Below are 20,419 nucleotides of genomic sequence, written 5' to 3'. Positions count from 1 at the left end.
GAATGAAATGACCGGACAATGCATCGCTCCAGACGACCTGGACATGAAAAAACTGTGGGACAGCACCTGCGAACTGCCTACCTGCAAACGCGAAACCACCACCGGCGGCCCCAACCCGAAAACCCGTGTCGAAGTGCCATTGCTGACTTGTAACTGCCTGTGGCGCAGGTTTCAGAAAGAAGCCGAAGAATGGGTCGCACCGGGTGGCGTGTTGATTGCCGACCCGCAAGTGCGCAACCGCAAGATCAACGCGGCCTATGCGCAGTTGTGGCTGGCGGATAACCGGTTTCAGTGGGCTGGGTTGGCGGCGTTTGCTTCTAAGCAGGTGGGGTGTGGGTTGTTGCATGCTGCCAAGCTACAAAAAGGCATCGCCGCAGAAAAAGAAGCGCACCGCAAATTGCGCGAAGCACCGTCGGAAACTTTGTTCGAGGGATTTGGGTTCAAATTCAGCCGAACCGATCCTAAAGTTCAAGAGGAAGTAGACAAAGCCAGGTCAGAGAACCCGGTCCCTAATGCAGACATAACCTTCGGCGATAATTCTCGCTCACTAGTTCAACAACAATTGGACTACGTGTACGAGATGCTTGCATTGGGTAACACCGCGCTATTTCTGGATGTTTATCCTCTGCATCGCTTTTTTATGGTGCGTGGATACAAGGAAATGGAGAAATGCCTGAAAAGCCGAAGGGAAATAGCGAAGGATGTGATGTGGCCAATAGGAAAAAGCGTAGCGTTCGGTGTCGCCCATAAAGAAATTTTTGAGACTTTTGGGGCAATCGAGGCCGGGGAAATTGCCGACAGCGTTAACTCCATGGCTGCTCATGAGCAGATCAATATCCTGCAACCCGCGATGTATGAGGACGTGCAATTCGCCTCGCTCATTCGTGGCACACATGCTTCAGACATTGTTTCTGTCGTCACAGGTCTGCTTTCCGGCGTTCCAGAGGGGATACAACTCACGTTGGCCAGTCAGTGCAGAGCACCAGACAATCGGAGCGTTTCTTTCAGCAGTAATCCGCTCGCCAATCTTGCGGATAAAAATCAAAGGATGGAGTTCGTCCTCCGGGCCGCAGCACAATTCAACAACCTGCTAAAGAATCCAACCACTAAAAGTCAGCTAAAAAACTCTATTACAGATATCGCAAATGGAAATGGGGTACGTCAGTGATCGGTTCAAAGCAACGCTGGCTGATTTTGGTTTTTTTCGCTCTTCTGGTGGCAGGTAGCGTGGTGTATTCCCGTTGGAGCACCAAGACTTTATCCGTCTACATAGGAAAGCCCTACGAGCAGGTCATCAAAGACTCGACATTCCCGGTCGAAGGAAACACGGCGATTTATCCTGGTGATCCTAACGACGCTAAAGACCCTCCTCATCCGAGTTCTACATGGATCACCAGCCCGACCGTTATAGAGTTTGATGATCCTGTTTACGGGTTCAAACTTCCTCCTACGGTCTTTGGTGCGGTTACCTATAGAAGCCTGAAGGTCGCAACCCTGACCACGTCGCCCATGTCAGAAACAATGTCATTTGGAAAGGCAGTGGAACAGTTGGACGGCTTGCAGAACACCCTTAAAAACCAAGGATGGGAGCTTCAGCCCGAAGAGAAGAACGATTGGTTCAGACTCGACTCTGTTGCAGAGCGTGAACAACTACAGGCAAAGCTTTTCGATCAGGCTGACGGTATCGATCTGTACGTGCCGGGAAAATACAGTTTGCTGCTTCTGATTAAGTGTTATGCACGCTGCGATGAGCGTGATTCAACAACGGCAAAATACCTGATCGATATCAGCGTTGGTCGGGATCGCATCGGAAAATGAAGATTCATTTCTCGGGGCGTCGAGAATGTTGGATCTCTTCAGCGATTGAACTCTGCTCAAACGCTCTTGCTACACATGACCTGTGGCTTCAATCCATGAAACGAGCCTTCGGGCCCCTTTTTTATCTCTGCATCAAACTGTTTTCATGACAGTTTTGTTTCAATCGCTTCTTTAGCTGTGCGATGCTGGCGCGCAGACCGTTAGCCAGCTACAGCTAAAGTACAGAACGTAGAAGAACGCGCGGCACCGTCAACTTGCCCCTTTGGGGCGCTACCACCACAGGGGGCCTGCATGCTCACCCTGCTCAATTTATTATCTGCCGTGGCCTTGTTGATTTGGGGCACGCACATCGTCCGAACCGGCATCCTGCGGGTCTACGGTTCCAACCTGCGCCATGTGATTGGCCGGAACATGTCCAAGCGCTGGCTGGCGTTCATCTCGGGGATCGTCGTGACGGCGATGGTCCAGAGCAGCAACGCCACCGCCATGCTCGTCACCTCCTTTGTCGGTCAGGGCCTGATGGCGCTGACCCCGGCCCTGGCGACCATGCTCGGGGCCGACGTCGGTACCGCGCTGATGGCGCGAGTGCTGACCTTCGACCTGTCATGGCTGTCACCGCTGCTGATCTTTCTTGGGGTGATTTTCTTCCTGTCGCGCAAACAGACCCGACTGGGCCAGATGGGCCGGGTCAGTATCGGACTGGGGCTGATCATTCTGGCGCTGCAACTGATCGTCGAGGCTGCCGCGCCGATTACCCAGGCCCAAGGCGTGAAAGTGATTTTCGCCTCGCTGACCGGCGACATCTTGCTGGATGCCTTGGTCGGCGCGCTGTTTGCGATGGTTTCCTACTCCAGCCTGGCCGCCGTCCTGCTGACGGCGACCCTGGCCGGTGCCGCAGTGATCAGCCTGCCCGTGGCCATCGGCCTGGTGATCGGCGCCAACATCGGCAGCGGCATCCTTGCCTTCCTCAGCACCAGCATGCAGAACGCCGCCGGTCGCCAAGTGGCGTTGGGCAGCCTGCTGTACAAACTGATCGGCCTGTTGCTGATCATCCCGGTACTCGACCCGTTGGTGCACTGGATCGACAGCCTGGACTTCAGCCCTCAGGAAATGGTCATCGGCTTTCACCTGCTCTACAACACCGCGCGCTGCCTGCTCTTGCTGCCGAGTGTCGGAGCGATGGCCAGGTTCTGTGCGTGGGTGCTGCCGGAGCGCCCGCAAGTCAACGGCACCGCCAAACCGCGGCATCTTGATCCAACAGCGCTGGTCACGCCCAGCCTGGCGCTGGCGAATGCCGCCCGGGAAACCCTGCGCATCGGCGACCTGATCGACAACATGCTCGAGGCCATGCTCGACGTGCTGAACGGCAAGCAAACCGCCGTCACCCAGGAAATGCGACGACTGACCGATGATGTGGAATCGCTCTACGGTGCGATCAAGCTGTATCTGGCGCAGATGCCCCGCGAAGACCTCAGTGAGCAGGACAGCCGGCGCTGGGCGGAAATCATCGAGCTGGCGATCAACCTTAAACTGGCCAGCGACCTCATCGAACGCATGCTGCGCAAGGTTCAGCAGCAGAAAACCTCGCAGCGCCGGTCTTTTTCCGAGGTCGGCCTCGAAGAGTTGGCAGGGCTGCACAGTCAGTTGATCTCCAACCTGCGGCTCGGCTTGTCGGTGTTCCTCAGTGCCGATAAGGAAAGTGCCCGCCAGTTATTGCGTGAGAAACGTCGCTTTCGCGCACAGGAACGCCGCCTGGCCCATGCCCACGTCAGCCGGTTGCAACGTAAGATCGTGCAGAGTATCGAGACCAGTTCGTTGCACCTGGAGTTGATTGCCGACATGAAGCGTCTGAATTCGCTGTTTTGCAGCAGCGCCTATGTGGTGCTGGAAACTTCCGACACCGGCGCACTCATTGTCGATGATTTGGCTGACATCACGCATTCACCCTGAACGTCCACCGTTGCTTGAAGTCTGTTGAACTTACGCTGGCCGTATGGAAGCTCGTTATGCGTTGTCTGTTGTTCGCCTGTCTGTTGCTTGGCTCATTCTCTTCATTTGCCCTGGATCGCTTTCAGGTCGAGGGCTATACGCTGCCCAACGGTCTGCAATTGCTGCTCAAGCCCGGTACCGAGCGCGGGCATGTGGCGATTCGTCTGGTGGTCGGCGTCGGCATCGATGATTTCGGCTGCGCCGAAAAGGAGCTGCCACACCTGCTTGAGCACTTGCTGTTCAGCGGCATCGACGCCACGGGCGAAGGCGGGCTGGAAGAACGCATGCAGGCCCTGGGTGGCGAGTGGAACGCCTACACCAGCAATGCCGACACGACGTTCGTCATCGAAGCCCCGGCGAAAAACCAGCGCAAGGTCCTCGACCTGCTGCTGGCGCTGCTGACCCAGACCCGAATCGATGACAACGCCATCAACGCCGCCAAACAAGTGGTCGAGCGCGAAGACGGCGGCCATTACTCGCACCTGCAACGCTGGCTGGATCGCCAGGATCTTGGCCACACGGCGAGTAATCAACTGGCGGTGGAACTGGGCCTCAAATGCCCCGAGCGGCCTGAGGTCGATCACCTGACCCGCGATCAGCTGGAAAAGGTACGCAAGGCCTGGTACGCGCCCAACAACATGACCCTGATCGTCGTCGGCGACCTCGACCGGTTGCTGCCGGCCTATCTGGAGCGGTCTTATGGCGCGCTTGAAGCGGTCGACCCGACCGATCACCCGCCCCTGCCGGCGATCCAGGCCAGTGCTGCCCATGAGCGCACCCTGAGTCACGGTTTTGTCGGCGGCAGTGCCAAGTTGCATTGGCTGGTGCCAGAGCCGGTGCTGGAAGATCGGCACGACGAAACCTTCGACTTGCTCAAGGACTATCTGGACTGGGCGCTCTACCGCAAATTGCGCCTGGGCCATGGCTTGTCCTATGGGCCTTCGGCCGAGCGCGAGGTGTTTGGTGGTGTGGGCTTCATGAGCCTGAACGCGGACCTTGATCGTGACGACGTGCCGGAGGCCGAGCAGGTGCTGGATGATCTGAAGGCCGGGTTGCTCAGGGACGGTCTCAATGCCCGCACCTTCAACCGCCTCAAGGAGGCCGCCATCGCCCGCCAGGCCTGGGCCGTGCAAGGCAACAGCGCGTTGGCCGATTATTACTGGAGTGCCCTTGGGGACTACGAGGATGGCCGTTTTGCCAACCCGGCCAAGGAACTGCAAGGGGTGACGCTGGAGGCAGCAAACAAGGCCATGCGTGAATTGCTGATGCAGCCGGGCTACCTGCGGATCGAAAAGCCGTTGATCAGTGATGATCAGCTTATGTGGGCGATTGCCGGGGTGCTTGGGTTGCTTGTACTCAGCCTGTTGGCTTGGCGAGTACATCGCCGAAAGTAACAGTTCCCTGTGGCGAGGGAGCTTGCTCCCGCTGGGGTGCGAAGCGCCCCCAAAACCGGACACTGAGTATTATCAGATAGAACGCCTGCACCGGTTTTACGACTGCTGCGCAGCCGAGCGGGAGCAAGCTCCCTCGCCACAATGCATTGGTCATACGGACGTATCCCCCTCGCCACGCCGACCCTCGGCGGTTACCCTGTCGAGGATTTTTCCCACGACTAATGCGAACCGCCGAATGCCTACTCTGACCCTATACGTCCAGCGCATCCTGGAATTGATGAAGCGCTACCCGGGGGTCATTGCGCTCGGTGGTTTCATTTCCGGGGTCGGCAGTTTCATTCTGGTGGATCGCCAGCAAGGTCTGGCGACCTGGATCACCACCATCATGCTGGTCAGCTGGATCTGGCTGATGCTGGAAAACAGCCTCACCAAGCTGTTCACCAGGATCTTCAAACGCGAAATACCCCAGCCTCTGCTGCGCTACGCCACGCAGATGATCCACCAGGAAAGCCTGTTCTTCGTCCTGCCGTTCTTTTTTATCACCACCACCTGGAACAGCGGCCAACTGTTCTTCACCGGGCTGCTGGGCATCGCAGCGCTGATTTCCATCATCGACCCGCTCTACTACAAATGGCTGGCCCCCCGGCGCTGGGCGTTCCTGGCACTGCATACCCTGACGCTGTTCGCGGCACTGCTGACCGCCCTGCCCGTCATCCTGCACCTGACCACCGCTCAGAGCTTCAAACTGGCCCTGGGCATCGCCGTCGTGCTGTCGTTCCCGAGTCTGGCATCGATCTTCCCTATTCGTACCGTGCGCAACGCCTTGGCGATTCTCAGTATCACGCTGGGCATCGGCGCGCTGGGTTGGGTGCTGCGATCCTGGGTACCGCCGGCGACCCTGTGGATGACCGACGTGGCGATCAGCACCCAAATGCAGGACCGCACCCCCGGCAAGAGCCTGGAAGAAGTCAGCGCCGAGCAGATTCGTGGCGGCGGGCTGTACGCGTACACCGCGATCAATGCCCCGCGAGGTCTGGCCGAACGGATTTATCACGTCTGGATGTTCAACGGTAAAGAAGTCGACCGTATCCCGCTGGATATCAACGGCGGGCGCAAGGAAGGCTATCGGGCCTGGACCCACAAACAGAATTTCCCCGGCAACCCCGCGGGTAAATGGCAGGTTCGGGTGCTGACCGAAGATGGCCAGGTCATCGGTGTGTTGCGCTTCGTGGTAAAGGACAACAAGCCTGAGACTGCCGCAAAGTAACCCGTTCGTGCTATTACGTAGAGCTGCGTAATAGCCGATAAAGCACGGAGCTTATGACCAGCAGCACAATGCCCGGCAGTGCCCGACTGGACACCTCTCACACCCCTGCTCAATTGCGGGTCACGGGTGACTGGACGCTTGTCCATTACGCCGACCTCAAGCACCTGAGCGAAAAGCTTCGCGGCCAATACGACGACAGCACTCACATCGACCTCAATGGCCTCGGCGCGCTCGACACCGCCGGCGCGTCGCTGCTGGTGGAGTTGCTCGGGTCCGAGCGTTTGGGCCGATCCGCCGAACACCCCGATTGCACGCTGTCCTCGGCCGACCGAGCCTTGTTGCAGACCGTCTATTGCTCGCTGACTGACTTCTGCGTGCCGATCAAGGAACCGGAAATCAGCGTCGGCATTCAACTGCTGACCCGCATCGGCCGCGCGGTCGACGCGGTCTGGCAAGACACCCTGCAGCTGCTGGGTTTCGTCGGCCTGATTCTGGAAACCATCGCCCGCGGTCTGTTTCGCCCGAAACGCTGGCGCATCACGCCGATGGTGGCGCACATCGAACAGACCGGCCTCGATGCCGCCCCCATCGTTGCCCTGCTGACCTTTCTGGTGGGCGCCGTGGTGGCGTTTCTCGGGGCGACGGTGCTGGCGAGTTTCGGCGCGAGTATTTTCACCGTGGACCTGGTGGCGTTCTCCTTCCTGCGCGAATTCGGTGTGTTGCTGACCGCGATCCTGATGGCCGGCCGCACCGCCAGTGCGTTCACCGCGCAGATCGGCTCGATGAAAGCCAACGAAGAAATCGACGCGATCCGCACTCTGGGCCTCGACCCGATGGAGCTGCTGGTGGTGCCGCGAGTCTTGGCCTTGCTGGTCGCGCTGCCGATGCTGACCTTTCTGGCGATGCTTTCGGGGATTGTCGGCGGCGGTGTGGTGTGCGCGGTGGCGCTGGATATCTCGCCGGCGATGTTCCTGTCGCTGCTGCAAACCGACATCGGTGTTCAGCACTTTTTGGTGGGGATCGTCAAAGCGCCGATCTTCGCGTTCCTGATCGCCGCCATCGGCTGTCTCGAAGGCTTCAAGGTCAGCGGCAGCGCCGAGTCCGTCGGTGCTCACACCACGTCGAGCGTGGTCCAGTCTATTTTCGTGGTGATCGTGCTCGATGCCGTTGCCGCGCTGTTTTTCATGGAGATGGGCTGGTGAGTCGTCTACCCCGAGCGCCCTCCGAGGCGGTGATTGAAGTCCGCGGTCTGTGCAATCGCTTTGGTCGCCAGAGCGTGCATGAGAACCTCGACCTGGATTTGTACAAGGGCGAAATCCTGGCCGTGGTCGGCGGTTCCGGCAGCGGTAAATCGGTGCTGTTGCGCAGCATCGTCGGCTTGCGTCAGCCCAGCGAAGGGGTGGTGAAGGTCTTTGGCAAAAACCTGCCGACGCTGTCTGAACACGAGCGTTCGATGGTTGAACGGCGCTTCGGCGTGCTGTTCCAGAAAGGCGCCCTGTTCTCTTCGCTGACCGTGACCGAGAACGTCGCCCTGCCCCTGATTGAGCATGCCGGTTTGAGCCGAGAGGACGCCGAGCACCTGGCGGCAGTGAAAATGGCCTTGGCCGGGCTGCCGCTGTCGGCGGCCGACAAGTACCCCGCTTCGCTGTCAGGCGGCATGATCAAGCGTGCGGCACTGGCCCGGGCGCTGGCGCTGGACCCGGACATCCTGTTTCTTGACGAACCCACCGCCGGCCTCGATCCGATTGGCGCGGCCGCGTTCGATCAATTGATCCTGACGCTGCGCGATGCGTTGGGCCTGAGTGTGTTTCTGGTCACCCATGACCTCGACACGCTCTACACCATCACCGACCGCGTGGCGGTGCTGGCGCAGAAGAAAGTGCTGGTGGCGGATGCCATCGACACGGTGTCGGAAACTGACGACCCGTGGATTCACGAATACTTCCATGGCCCTCGCGGCCGCGCGGCGCTGACCGCCGCTCAACAGCTTAAGGAGGTCTGACATGGAAACCCGAGCCCATCATGTATTGATCGGCCTGTTCACCGTGATTGTGGTGGCGGGCGCCCTGCTCTTCGGTTTGTGGCTGGCCAAATCCAGCGTCGACACCGAGTTCAAGGATTACGAAATCGTCTTCAACGAGGCGGTCAGCGGTCTGTCCAAGGGCAGCGCCGTGCAGTACAGCGGGATCAAGGTCGGCGACGTGGTGGCCCTGCGCCTGGACCCGAAAGACCCGCGCCGGGTGCTGGCGCGGATTCGTCTGGGCGGTGATACGCCGATCAAGGAAGACACCCAGGCCATACTGGCGCTGACCGGGATCACCGGGACCTCGATCATTCAGCTCAGCGGTGGTACACCGCAGAGTCCGAAGCTCAAGGGCAAGGACGGTAACTTACCGACCATTATTGCATCGCCCTCGCCCATCGCTCGTTTGCTGAATGACAGTGGCGACCTGGTGGCCGGTGTGAATATGCTGATGCACAACGCCAATCAGATGTTTTCTTCGGAGAACGTCGAGCGCATCAGCAAGACCCTTGAGCATCTGGAGCAAACCACCGGCACCATCGCCGACCAGCGCGGCGATATTCGCCAGGCGATGCAGCAACTGGCCTCGGTCGGCAAACAGGCCGGCGCCATGCTGGAACAGACGTCGACGCTGATGCGCAATGCCAATGGCATGCTCAACGATCAAGGTAAGCAGATGTTCGGCAGTGCCGAGCAGGCGATGAAGTCGCTGGAACAGAGCAGCGCGACCATCAATTCGTTGCTCACGACCAATCAGGATTCGCTCAACAGCGGCATGCAAGGCCTCAATGGCCTGGCTCCGGCGGTGCGTGAACTGCGCGACACCCTGACCGCATTGCGGGCTATTTCCCAGCGTCTGGAAGCCAACCCTGCCGGTTATTTGCTGGGCGATGACAAGAACAAGGAGTTCACGCCATGAGGCCGCTTCACCTCGCCCTCCTCGCCAGCTTCATTGTGCTCAGCGCCTGCTCGATCCTGCCCAAGTCCGAGCCGTCCGATGTCTATCGGTTGCCTTCGGCCCAGAGCGGCGCATCGGCCAGTCACGGGACGCCGCAACGCTGGTCGCTGCGCCTGACCAAGCCGCAGGCCAGCGAGGCGTTGAACAGCCCGAAGATCGCCGTGATCCCTCAAGGTGATCTGATCAGCAGCTACAAGGCTTCGCGTTGGAGCGATCCGGCACCGGTGTTGCTGCGTAATCGACTGCTCGATGGGTTCCAGCGTGATGGTCGGGTGCCGTTGTTGAGCACCGATGACAGCAACTTCCAGGCGGATCTGGAATTGGGTGGAAATCTGCAGGCGTTCCAGACTGAGTACCAAGGCACGAACGCGAGCGTCGTCGTTCGTCTGGATGCAGTGTTGGTGCGCGGTTATGACCAGCGACTCCTCGCCAGCCGCCGCTTTGAAGTGCGCCAGCCGTTGAGCGATGCGAAGGTGCCGGCGGTGGTTACCGGGTTTGGTCAGGCCAGTGACCAGTTGACGGCGCAGGTGGTGAATTGGGCGGTTGAGCAAGGGCAGAAAGTTGCGCCGCCTCCCCGTCCTTAAGGCCAACTTGTCCCTCTGTAGGAGTGAGCCTGCTCGCGATAGCGGTAAATCAGTCACCCCAAATGTTGACTGTAAAACCGCTATCGCGAGCAGGCTCACTCCCACAGGGGATCTCGGTTAGCCGAAGAACCAGTAGCAAACGCCGATAGCGCCCAGCACCCCGGCCAGTTCGGCCAGCAACGCACACCCCACCGCATGCCGCGCCCGCTGGATTCCCACCGAGCCGAAGTACACCGCCAATACATAGAAGGTCGTTTCGGTACTGCCCTGAATCGTTGCTGCCACCAGCGCCGGGAAGCTGTCCACGCCAGATGTTTTCATGGTTTCGATCAGCATCGCCCGGGCGGCACTGCCGGAGAACGGCTTGACCATGGCGGTCGGCAGCGCATCGACGAAGCGCGTGTCCCAACCGGCCCATTCCACCAGATGCCGAATCCCGTCCAGGCCAAAGTCCAGCGCTCCGGATGCCCGCAGCACGCCGACGGCACACAGCATCGCCACCAGATACGGCAGCAGGTTCTTGGCCACGTCGAAGCCTTCTTTCGCACCTTCGACGAATGCTTCGTACACCTTCACTTTGCGCAGCGCGCCGATGACCAGAAACAACATGATCAGCCCGAACAGCGTCACGTTACCGAGGATCGATGACAGGCCGGCCAGAGCGGTCGCTGAGAGCGTCGCCAGCAGGGCCATGAAGGCACCGAGGGCCAGGGCGCCGGGAATCAGGTACGCGAGCACCACCGGGTCCCACAGGCGCAGGCGCTGCATGAACGCCACCGACAGCAGGCCGACCAATGTCGAGCAACTGGTGGCGAGCAGGATTGGCAGGAACACCAGGGTCGGATCGGGCGCGCCTTGCTGGGCGCGGTACATGAAAATCGTCACCGGCAACAGGGTCAGGGAGGAGGCGTTGAGCACCAGGAACAGGATCTGCGCGTTGCTGGCGATGGTGTCGCTGGGGTTGAGCTCTTGCAGCGCCTTCATGGCTTTAAGGCCGATCGGCGTGGCGGCGTTGTCCAGGCCCAGGCCGTTGGCGGCGAAGTTCAGCGTGATCAGGCCGATGGCTGGGTGCCCGGCCGGCACTCCCGGCATCAGCCGCAGGAACAACGGGCCCAGTGCTTTGGCCAGCCACTCGACGATCCCGGCCTTCTCTGCAATCCGCAGAAAGCCCAGCCAGAGCGTCAGGGTGCCGAACAACAGGACCATGACTTCGACCGACAACTTGGCCATGGCAAAAATGCTTTCCACCATCGCCGCGAAGATCCCGGCGTTACCGCCGATCAGCCATTGCGCCAGTGCCGAAACGGCAGCCACGATGAAGAAGCCAAGCCATAGGCCATTAAGCATCAGTCAAATCCCCCGAAGAATGTGGCGAATGATAGCGGGGTAGCCAGAAACGACAAACCCCGGATTTCTCCGGGGTTTGTTTGTTCGGCTTACACCGGACCTTTGTAGGAGTGAGCCTGCTCGCGATGAAGGCGGCACATCCAACATCGCTGTTGTTTGATACACCGCTATCGCGAGCAGGCTCACTCCTACAAGGTTTTGTGTCAGTTGCTGGAGACTTCACCCACCGGCAATTTTTCCTTGCTGCGCCAGTGCGGCAAGGAGTTCCAGTAGCGCTGGCCCTTGGCGTCGTCGTACATGCCTTCCCAGCGGGAGATGACCAGCACGGCCAAGGCATTGCCGATCACGTTCAGTGCGGTACGGGCCATGTCCATGATGCGGTCGACACCGGCGATGAACGCCAGGCCTTCGAGTGGAATACCCACGCTGCCCAAGGTGGCCAGCAGCACCACAAAGGACACACCCGGTACGCCGGCGATGCCTTTGGAGGTGACCATCAGGGTCAGTACCAGCAGCAATTGCTGGCTGATCGACAGGTCGATGCCGTAGAGCTGGGCAATAAAAATCGCCGCGATGCTCTGGTACAGGGTCGAACCGTCGAGGTTGAACGAGTAGCCGGTCGGGACCACGAAGCTGCAAATGGCTTTCGGTGCGCCGTAGGCTTCCATTTTCTCGATCACGCGCGGCAGCACGGTTTCGGAACTGGCGGTGGAGTAGGCCAGCACCAGCTCATCCTTGAAGATGCGCATCAGCCTGATCACCGAGAAGCCGAACATCTTGGCTATCAGGCCCAGCACCACGAAGGCGAAGAACGCGATGGCGACGTAAACCAGGATCACCAGTTTGGCCAGCGGTATCAGAGAGGCGAAGCCGAAGTTGGCCACGGTCACCGCGATCAGTGCGAAAACGCCGATCGGGGCGTAGCTCATGATCATGTGCGTGACTTTGAACATGCTTTCCGACACGCCCTGGAACATCTTCACCAGCGGCTCGCGCAGGTCCGATTGCAGGCTCGACAGACCGAGACCGAACAATACGGAGAAGAAGATGATCGGCAGCATCTCGCCGCGGGCCATGGCCGCGAAGATGTTCGACGGGATCAGGTTGAGGATGGTTTGGATGAACGCATGTTCATGCTGAACCTCAGCAGCGGTGGCCTGGTACTTGGAAATATCCACGGTACCCAGGGTGCTCATGTCGATGCCGGTGCCCGGATGGAACACGTTGGCCAACACCAGACCGACCACGATGGCGATGGTGGTGACGATCTCGAAGTAAAGGATGGTCTTGAGGCCGATGCGCCCAAGCTTCTTCGCGTCGCCGACGCCTGCAATACCGACGATCAGCGAAGAGATCACGATCGGGATCACAATCATCTTGATCAGACGGATAAAGATATCGCCTGCTGGTTGCAGGACGTTGCTGACCCACCAGGCTTTTTCGGCACTGAAATGGTTGAGCAGCGCACCGATTGCAATCCCCAATACCAGACCGATGAGGATCTGCCAGGCGAGGCTAAGCTTTGCCTTCTTCATATCTTTACCCTTACTTGCGTTTGACTCAGACCGATGCAAGAACTGGAACGCTTGTGGCGAAAAAGTCTTGTGCATCTGCCCCCGTATAAGGTGCCCCGGAGCGCTTGTTATCGGCTCTCTGGCAGGCGAAAAAAGGCGCAACTATTCAGATGCAAGGAAGCGACGTCTAATGCCGTAAACGCCTACCCTATGCCGAATCGGCATGAGCTTTTTTAACTGAAACACGCGTCCCAACCGGTTCGAATACGACATTTCGGCAGGCATAAGTGCCGTGAACCGGCCATCGCAGAGGAGATTGGTTGTTTTTTGAACAAAGGAATGTGGGCTAAAACTTTGGAAAAATCCTACGTTTAAGCGCGAAAATTCTCGTGCGTTGAGTCGCAGTTTTCTCGATATACGGTCACCAAAGAAATACCGCGAAATGGTTTTGCGAGGGAATAACGGAGATGAAACGGGGATGCGAGCAGAACGCTCTAAGACAACGCTTTGCGCTGAGGAAGCTCTTCGCAAGTCCGTCGATCCATGAGTGACCGACGAACTTGCGTCGCAGCTTCTGCCTGATCCGGCCCTTGCGCAGGTACTCCCTGTACCCGTAGGTCACTCCGCCCCTGAAACAGGCAGAACGTCCCGGCCCCTTGATCATGCGTCTACCGTCCTCGGGTAGCGCAGTGGAAAGAAGCCATGCTGCTTCTTTCATGTTACGAATTCAGTACCCGCGTGGATCTTTCTACAGCTGTTCCATTAACAAGTCCTGCATACGCTGTTGCTATGGCACTGCCGCCCAGAGGCAGGGCGGCTGCCAGTGTCTTTCAGAAAACGCTTATGTTCACCCTCGACCGCGACGGCCGAAGAAGAAGGAAGCAATGAACATCACCAGGAACACGACAAAGAGAATCTTGGCGATACCCGTGGCGGTGCCCGCGATACCACCGAAGCCCAGTACTGCAGCGATGATGGCAATGATCAAGAATGTGATTGCCCAGCTCAACATGGTGATTCTCCTTACGCTTCTATTTAGAGGTGTTGCTTGTGGTGCTATTCCCGGCGCATCGAAAGCGCCAAGTTCATGTGTTTAGAACACCCAACGTTCCTGGCGAGGCATCTCATCCACAGGCTGAGCCTGGTCGACGTCCATCATTCGCATTGGGGGGCTGTCAGCCTGGTTACTGCTGGCCGCGCTGAAATGGGTTTGGGTCGGGTGCTGAATCGACAAGCGTGGCGCTTCTTGCTGCCGGTTGTTCTGCTCCCAGCGCTGAAACTGCTGGCCGGCGATCAAGGTGATCAATAGCGCCAAAACAGAAAACAGTACTTGCTGGATATGCAGTGGCGAGATACGCAACTGGGCGGCATGTTGGCGACTCATCCTGAAGCTCCTCCCACTCTTGTGGTGATCTGGTTAGGGGCGACGTCTTGAATGCCCTGGTTAATCAGACTATTGCAGTCTGCATGCCAGCTTTTACTGATAATAAAACTCAATAAAATCAACTAGTTATGAATCGTGTGGAAAGCGGGCCGGACGCATCCTGCACGATGGTCCTTTTGAAGTCGTGCGTAATGCACGATGGATTCGTAGGTACTTTCAATTTTTTTGAATTGCGAGGAGGGCGCGGATGTCACAAAGGGACAGCGGTAATCGCCTGCGAACCGGCTATCTGATAAAAAAACAACAAAATCAGGCGATTAGCCGTAGGGTAAGTAGAGAGCTACGCTGCTGTGGCTGGAATCGACCAGAATCAACCATGCAACTTGCCCGATTATTCCGGGACTAACCAAGATTACTCATTAAGGAGCGTAGGAAAATGGAATCAGCCACTGAGCATCAAGGCCGCATTCTGCTGGTGGACGATGAGTCCGCCATCCTGCGTACTTTTCGTTATTGCCTCGAAGATGAAGGCTACAGCGTCGCTACCGCCAACAGCGCCGCCCAGGCTGACGCGCTGCTTCAGCGCCAGGTCTTCGACCTGTGCTTCCTCGACCTGCGTCTGGGTGAAGACAATGGCCTCGATGTGCTGGCCCAAATGCGCATTCAGGCGCCGTGGATGAGGGTGGTGATCGTCACCGCTCATTCGGCCGTGGATACTGCCGTGGATGCCATTCAGGCGGGTGCCGCCGACTATCTGGTCAAGCCTTGCAGCCCAGACCAATTGCGCCTGGCCACCGCCAAGCAGCTGGAAGTGCGGCAACTGTCGGCACGTCTGGAAGCCCTTGAAGGCGAAGTGCGCAAACCCAAGGATGGCCTCGACTCTCACAGCCCGGCGATGAAAGTCGTGCTCGAAACCGCCCGCCAGGTGGCCAACACCGATGCCAATATTTTGATTCTCGGCGAGTCCGGTACCGGTAAAGGCGAACTGTCCCAAGCCATTCACGGCTGGAGCAAGCGCGCGAAGAAATCCTGCATCACGATCAACTGCCCGTCACTGACCGCCGAACTCATGGAAAGCGAGCTCTTCGGCCACAGCCGTGGCGCGTTCACCGGGGCCAGCGAAAGTACGCTGGGTCGGGTCAATCAGGCCGACGGTGGCACGCTGTTTCTTGACGAGATCGGCGATTTTCCTGTGGTTTTGCAGCCTAAACTGCTGCGTTTCATCCAGGATAAAGAATACGAACGGGTGGGCGACCCGGTCACCCGCCGCGCCGATGTGCGCATCCTGGCAGCCACTAACCAGATCCTTGAAGACATGGTCCGCGACGGCCGTTTCCGCGAAGACCTGCTCTACCGCCTGAACGTCATCACCCTGCACCTGCCACCACTGCGCGAACGCAGGGAAGATATTCTGAACCTGGCCGATCGTTTTCTGGCCCGTTTCGTCAAGGAATACGCGCGTCCGGCTCGGGGTTTCAGCGACGAAGCCCGTGAAGCGCTGCTCGGTTACCGCTGGCCGGGGAACATTCGCGAACTGCGCAACGTTGTGGAGCGGGCAAGCATCATTTGTCCACAGGAACGGGTCGAGATCAGTCACTTGGGCATGGCTGAAACCCCGGTCAACAACGCACCTCGCATCGGCGCTGCGCTGAGTCTGGATGAATTGGAAAAAGCTCACATCGGAGCGGTCCTCGCCACTGCAGATACGCTGGACCAGGCCGCCAAGACCCTGGGCATCGATGCCTCGACCTTGTACCGAAAACGCAAGCAGTACAACTTGTGAGCTGTCTCCGATGAGACTGGCGATGAAGTTGCGCACACGGCTGTTTCTGAGTATTTCCGCACTGATTACGGTGGCGCTGCTTGGGCTGTTGCTCGGGCTGGTCAGCGTGATGCAGATGGCGAGTTCCCAGGAAGCGCTGATTCGCAACAATTTCGTCACGCTCGACCTGGGACTGAAAATGCGCCAGACCCTGGGCGATCAGCTGATGATCATGCTCAGCGAGAAGCCGGATCCTGCAGCGTTCGAGGCGTCCAAGCAGCATTATTTACAGTTGCTTGACGACAGTATTGCCCATGCCCAGGCCGGCGATGAGCACCAGTTCGGTTTCGAACAGGCCAAGACTGACTACCTGAGCTTTCTGCAGGTGTATGGCCTGTCACGTGACTCGACGCAGGTGTTGAGTGGCAACAAAGAACTCACCGAAAAATTCAATGCGCTGCGCAATGGTTTGATCGTCGAGCAACAGCGTGCGCTGGATAACATCAATGCCACCGAACAGCAGGCTCGGGAGAGGGCGCTGCTGGTTGCCGGCCTGCTCGGGCTGGTGGGGTTGGCGGTGCTGATCATCGGCTTCATCACCGCCCACGCTATCGCTCGGCGTTTTGGTGAACCGATCGAGGCCCTGGCCCAGGCGGCGGACAATATCGGCCAAGGCAATTTCGAAGTGACTCTACCGATTTCCTCGGCCGTGGAAATGAACCTGCTGACCAAGCGCTTCGGGATCATGGCCGAGGCCTTGCGTGAACATCAGGCCACCAATGTCGATGAACTGCTCGCCGGCCAGCAGCGTTTGCAGGCCGTGCTCGATAGCATCGACGATGGGTTGTTGATGATTGACCGCGATGGTCGTCTGGAACACCTCAATCCAGTGGCGCAGCGTCAGTTGGGTTGGGACGGCGATCGTCTCGGTCAAGGTCTGGGTACTGCGCTTGAGCGTCCCGAGCTCGATGATCAGCTGCAACTGGTGCTGCGCGGCGGCACCCTGGAGCGGGCGCCTGAGGACCTGAGTATCGAGGTCGACGGTGAGTCGCGGTTGCTGACCTTTAGCCTGACGCCGGTCAGCCATACACAGGGTCATATTCTCGGCGCCGTGATGGTGCTGCATGACGTCACCGAACAGCGGGCGTTTGAGCGGGTGCGCAGCGAGTTCGTGCTGCGTGCCTCCCATGAATTGCGAACGCCGGTTACCGGGATGCACATGGCGTTCGGCCTGTTTCGCGAGCGCGCGCACTTTGCCAAGGACTCGCGTGAAGCTGATCTGCTGGACACCGTGAACGAAGAGATGCAGCGCTTGATGCAGTTGATCAACGACCTGCTGAACTTCTCCCGCTACCAGAACGGCTTGCAGAAACTCACGTTGGCGCCGTGCTCCATCGAGGATTTGCTGGAGCAGGCCCGGGCACGTTTTGCCGGCCCAGCAGGAGAGCAGGGCATCGACCTGCTGGTGGAAGTCCAAGGGCCATTACCGCGATTGCAGGCCGATCAGCCGCAGCTGGAGCGGGTGCTCGATAACCTGATCGACAACGCGATGCGCCACACCGCTGCCGGCGGGCAAATACGTTTGCAGGCTCGACGCCATGGGGATCGAGTGATTATCAGCGTCGAGGACAATGGCGAAGGCATTGCCTATGGTCAGCAGGGGCGGATTTTCGAACCCTTTGTACAGGTCGGTCGCAAGAAGGGCGGTGCCGGGCTCGGTCTGGCGCTGTGCAAGGAAATCGTGCAGTTGCACGGCGGTCGGATGGGTGTTTATTCGCGGCCAGGGCAGGGTACTCAGTTCTATATGGCGCTGTCGGTTTAAGCGGCAGCCGCTTCAGGCTTCGTCATCGAGACGTCGGGCAGCCAATCGGCGGCCACGGGTTATCAGCTCGATGAATTGCACCGCACTCAACGCATGGGCGAACAGCCAACCCTGACCGAACTTCACGCCTTCACTGCTCAGAAGCGCCGCCTGGGATTCAAGTTCGATGCCTTCGGCAATCACCTTGAGTTGCAGGGCCTGGGCCATGTGAATGATGTGCGGGGCGACACCGCTGCTTGCCGCGTCATGACCCAGCGCATCGATAAACGCCTTGTCGATTTTCAGGCAGTCGACTGGCAGGGTTTGCAGATAGGCGAGGCTGCAATAGCCGGTGCCAAAGTCATCAATCAGCACTTGATGCCCGACATCCCGCAAGGCTTGCAGGTTTTCCCGGGCGACCACGACATCGATCAATCCCCGCTCGGTGACCTCAAAGGCAATTTGCTTTGCCGCGACACGGTGCAAGGTCAACAGTCGCGCCATTACCTGACCGATACGCGGCACCATGACGTCGCAGGCCGCCAGGTTGACCGAGATGTACAGTTGCGGATTGGCCCGCAACAATTGACCCAGCTGCTCAAGCAGGCGTTGCAGGACGAAGTCGGTCATCTGGCGGATCTGGCCGGTGTTTTCCGCCATCGGAATAAACAGGTCGGGGCTGGTCAGGGTGCCGTCCGGCCTTCGCCAGCGCAGCAAGGCTTCTGCCCCGACACAGTTGCGGCTGTCGAGGTCGAAGATCGGTTGATACAACACCTGCAATTCGCCTCGTCGTATGGCGCCACTCAGTTCGGCGTCCAGCGACTGTCGCTGGCGCACCAGCAAAAGCACCAGAAAACCCACGCATAAGGCGAGTGCCAGGCTGGCCGGCAGCAACCACCACCAGACTGCGGGTACATGCATGCCGGTGCGCGGACTGATCAGCACCAATTGGTATTCCGGATTGTTGGTGGGCATGCGGTAAATCAAGCGCGAATGCGTCACTTGTAGCGCGTCGAGGCTTTTCGGGGGCCACGGTTCGGTGGGTGGCCAGGCCTGCGAGACACCCAGTACCGGAATCGCGCGCGTACCGCGGTCGAGCACCACCAGCAGGCTGCTTCCCGGTGGCAAGTCGACCATGTCGGTCAAATGCCCGCGAGACGTCGCGACACGAAAATTGCCGCGCCCGAGCATCAGCGCAGCGCGGTTTTCATCGGGTTCGGTGGTGGTGTTCAGCCAGTAGCTGTAGGTCGGCCCCTTGATGTCTGGCGGCCTTATCATCGACAGCCCTTCCTGGCGGGGACGGTTGGAACAGATCCGCGAAGCGTCCATATAAACGGCTTCGTAAACGAAACGGTAATTGAAGCTGACCTGTTGCAAGGTCGCGATCATTTCGTCATCGCAGCCGCGTAACGGCTGGGCTTCCAGGTCGTCGAGGCTTTCACGCAACTGCCCGAAAAGTTGCTCCAGGCGAGCAAGGAAGCGCTCGCCCTGGGCATTCATTTCTTCGCTTTCGCTCTGCTCGACTTGATGCATGGCCACGAACAGGCTGCCGGCCATCAGAAATGTCGCGCTCAAGGCAGCAGCCAGTATCGCCAAAAACCAAGGGCGAAAGAACCAACTACGTAGTGTCTCTCGAGCAGCAGGCATAGGGAATATCCGAAGAATTACCAATGAGTTATAGCTGCTACTTGAAAAAAAGCCCTGACCGTCGGGCGGGCGTCATTATTTTGTCTGGTTCAAGACTTGTAGAAGCGCTGCGGTTTGCGCATCCGGGGTGCCATCGAAACGTGACGGTCGGAAATGCATCTGGAAGGCCGCAATCACATGATGTGTCGCAACATCCAGTTCGCCGGTTTGCGGCGTGGGATAACCCGCGCGGGCCAGCTGTGCCTGAAACCAGCTGATGGTTGGCAGTTGTGCTTCGAATTGTACTTGCTGACGCATTACGGCCTGCTCGTTCGGCCAGATTCCCAGGCCTTCGGCAGCCAGGCGTTTCCAAGGAAACATCGGCCCCGGATCGAGCTTGCGCAGCGGTGCGATGTCGCTATGGCCGATGATGTTGCGGGGGCTGATGGCGTAACGCTTGCTGATGTCTTTGAGCAGGACGATCAGGGACTGGACCTGGGCTTCGCTATAGGGGTACCAGAGACGCCCTGTCGGGATGACTTTGAAGCCCGGATTGACGATTTCGATGCCGATGGAGCTGGAGTTCAACCAGGTCCGGCCTTCCCATTCGCTTTCCCCGGCATGCCAGGACCGCTGATTTTCATCCACCAGCTTATAGATAGTGGCGTTTTTGTCGTCGCCAATCAGATAGTGGCTGCTGACCTCGCCGTGGGTCAGCAGTTGCAGCGAGCGCTCCAGTGACGCGTTGGTGTAATGCACCACCACGAACTGAATGCGGCTGTCGTAATTGGCTGAAGGGTGGCTGGTGTCATACCGGGGGCCGCTGGCACAACCGGCCAACAGAATCAGCGACACGATGAGAGATAGATATTTCATGGCAGAAGGCAATACACGCAAGACAGTAATGCAACAGTGTAACGTACTGCCTTGCGCGCAGACGGCCAACGCGAAG

17 protein-coding genes are annotated in these 20,419 nt (G+C 58.7%); 11 read left to right on the top strand and 6 right to left on the bottom strand.

Features of this window, described 5'->3' with window-relative positions; genetic code table 11:
• Positions 1-7 precede the first annotated feature (7 nt).
• The 9 genes from ABH912_RS20100 to ABH912_RS20060 all read left to right on the top strand — a co-directional run bounded on the left by ABH912_RS20100 (position 8) and on the right by ABH912_RS20060 (position 10,033).
• Positions 8-1,168: a DUF2515 family protein gene (locus ABH912_RS20100; RefSeq protein ID WP_429511460.1), complete on the top strand. Its 1,161-nt coding sequence runs from the start codon at positions 8-10 to the stop codon at positions 1,166-1,168.
• Positions 1,165-1,818: a hypothetical protein gene (locus ABH912_RS20095; RefSeq protein WP_429511459.1), complete on the top strand. Its 654-nt coding sequence runs from the start codon at positions 1,165-1,167 to the stop codon at positions 1,816-1,818. Before ABH912_RS20100 ends, ABH912_RS20095 begins: the two co-directional genes overlap by 4 nt.
• 291 nt (positions 1,819-2,109) lie before the next feature.
• The gene (locus tag ABH912_RS20090) at positions 2,110-3,768 is read left to right on the top strand and encodes a Na/Pi cotransporter family protein (RefSeq protein WP_429511458.1); all 1,659 of its coding nucleotides are present in this window, start codon (positions 2,110-2,112) and stop codon (positions 3,766-3,768) included.
• Between the two features lie 56 nt (positions 3,769-3,824).
• Positions 3,825-5,201, top strand: coding sequence for a M16 family metallopeptidase (locus ABH912_RS20085; protein WP_429511457.1), 1,377 nt, complete (start codon positions 3,825-3,827; stop codon positions 5,199-5,201).
• A 235-nt stretch (positions 5,202-5,436) separates the two neighbouring features.
• Positions 5,437-6,468, top strand: a complete 1,032-nt coding sequence (locus ABH912_RS20080) for a DUF5924 family protein (protein ID WP_429511456.1) — start codon at positions 5,437-5,439, stop codon at positions 6,466-6,468.
• A gap of 53 nt (positions 6,469-6,521) precedes the next feature.
• Positions 6,522-7,670, top strand: a complete 1,149-nt coding sequence (locus ABH912_RS20075; protein ID WP_429511455.1) for an MlaE family lipid ABC transporter permease subunit — start codon at positions 6,522-6,524, stop codon at positions 7,668-7,670.
• Positions 7,667-8,470: an ABC transporter ATP-binding protein gene (locus ABH912_RS20070; protein WP_429511454.1), complete on the top strand. Its 804-nt coding sequence runs from the start codon at positions 7,667-7,669 to the stop codon at positions 8,468-8,470. Before ABH912_RS20075 ends, ABH912_RS20070 begins: the two co-directional genes overlap by 4 nt.
• Before the next feature lies 1 nt (position 8,471).
• Positions 8,472-9,410, top strand: coding sequence for an MlaD family protein (locus ABH912_RS20065; RefSeq protein ID WP_033059764.1), 939 nt, complete (start codon positions 8,472-8,474; stop codon positions 9,408-9,410).
• Positions 9,407-10,033, top strand: coding sequence for an ABC-type transport auxiliary lipoprotein family protein (locus ABH912_RS20060; protein WP_429511453.1), 627 nt, complete (start codon positions 9,407-9,409; stop codon positions 10,031-10,033). The genes ABH912_RS20065 and ABH912_RS20060 overlap by 4 nt, the downstream gene beginning before the upstream one ends.
• Before the next feature lie 117 nt (positions 10,034-10,150).
• Here the strand turns inward: ABH912_RS20060 and ABH912_RS20055 are convergent, their stop codons facing one another.
• From ABH912_RS20055 to ABH912_RS20040, 4 genes are all read right to left on the bottom strand, one after another.
• On the bottom strand, positions 10,151-11,380 hold the full coding sequence (locus ABH912_RS20055) for a nucleoside recognition domain-containing protein (protein WP_033059768.1): 1,230 nt from the start codon (positions 11,378-11,380) through the stop codon (positions 10,151-10,153).
• A gap of 203 nt (positions 11,381-11,583) precedes the next feature.
• Complete coding sequence (gene gltP, locus ABH912_RS20050) at positions 11,584-12,915, bottom strand: glutamate/aspartate:proton symporter GltP (protein WP_033059770.1); 1,332 nt, start codon at positions 12,913-12,915, stop codon at positions 11,584-11,586.
• 826 nt (positions 12,916-13,741) lie between these two features.
• Positions 13,742-13,906 (bottom strand): DUF1328 domain-containing protein, encoded by a 165-nt coding sequence (locus tag ABH912_RS20045; protein ID WP_003177151.1) that lies wholly within the window; start codon positions 13,904-13,906, stop codon positions 13,742-13,744.
• 81 nt (positions 13,907-13,987) lie between these two features.
• Complete coding sequence (locus tag ABH912_RS20040) at positions 13,988-14,278, bottom strand: hypothetical protein (protein ID WP_033059771.1); 291 nt, start codon at positions 14,276-14,278, stop codon at positions 13,988-13,990.
• 436 nt (positions 14,279-14,714) lie between these two features.
• Here ABH912_RS20040 and algB point away from each other — a divergent pair, with 436 nt between their 5' ends.
• Both algB and ABH912_RS20030 read left to right on the top strand, forming a co-directional pair.
• Entirely contained in the window at positions 14,715-16,061 is a 1,347-nt protein-coding gene (gene algB, locus ABH912_RS20035) for a sigma-54-dependent response regulator transcription factor AlgB (protein WP_033059773.1), read from the top strand.
• A gap of 10 nt (positions 16,062-16,071) precedes the next feature.
• Positions 16,072-17,862 carry an ATP-binding protein gene (locus tag ABH912_RS20030; protein ID WP_429511451.1) on the top strand — a complete coding sequence of 597 codons (1,791 nt, stop codon included), beginning with the start codon at positions 16,072-16,074 and terminating at the stop codon, positions 17,860-17,862.
• A gap of 12 nt (positions 17,863-17,874) precedes the next feature.
• Here the strand turns inward: ABH912_RS20030 and ABH912_RS20025 are convergent, their stop codons facing one another.
• Together ABH912_RS20025 and ABH912_RS20020 are read right to left on the bottom strand one after the other, a co-directional pair.
• A complete protein-coding gene (locus tag ABH912_RS20025; protein WP_033059777.1) occupies positions 17,875-19,488 on the bottom strand; it encodes an EAL domain-containing protein in 1,614 nt (537 codons plus the stop codon).
• A gap of 75 nt (positions 19,489-19,563) precedes the next feature.
• Positions 19,564-20,343 carry an N-acetylmuramoyl-L-alanine amidase gene (locus tag ABH912_RS20020; RefSeq protein WP_429511450.1) on the bottom strand — a complete coding sequence of 260 codons (780 nt, stop codon included), beginning with the start codon at positions 20,341-20,343 and terminating at the stop codon, positions 19,564-19,566.
• Positions 20,344-20,419: the final 76 nt, after the last annotated feature.

It is taken from the genome of Pseudomonas sp. BT76 TE3572, assembly GCF_050435365.1.
Taxonomy (GTDB): domain Bacteria; phylum Pseudomonadota; class Gammaproteobacteria; order Pseudomonadales; family Pseudomonadaceae; genus Aquipseudomonas; species Aquipseudomonas fluorescens_W.
The sequence above is the reverse complement of the archived record's forward strand: the minus strand, read 5'-3'. Positions and strand labels throughout refer to the sequence as shown.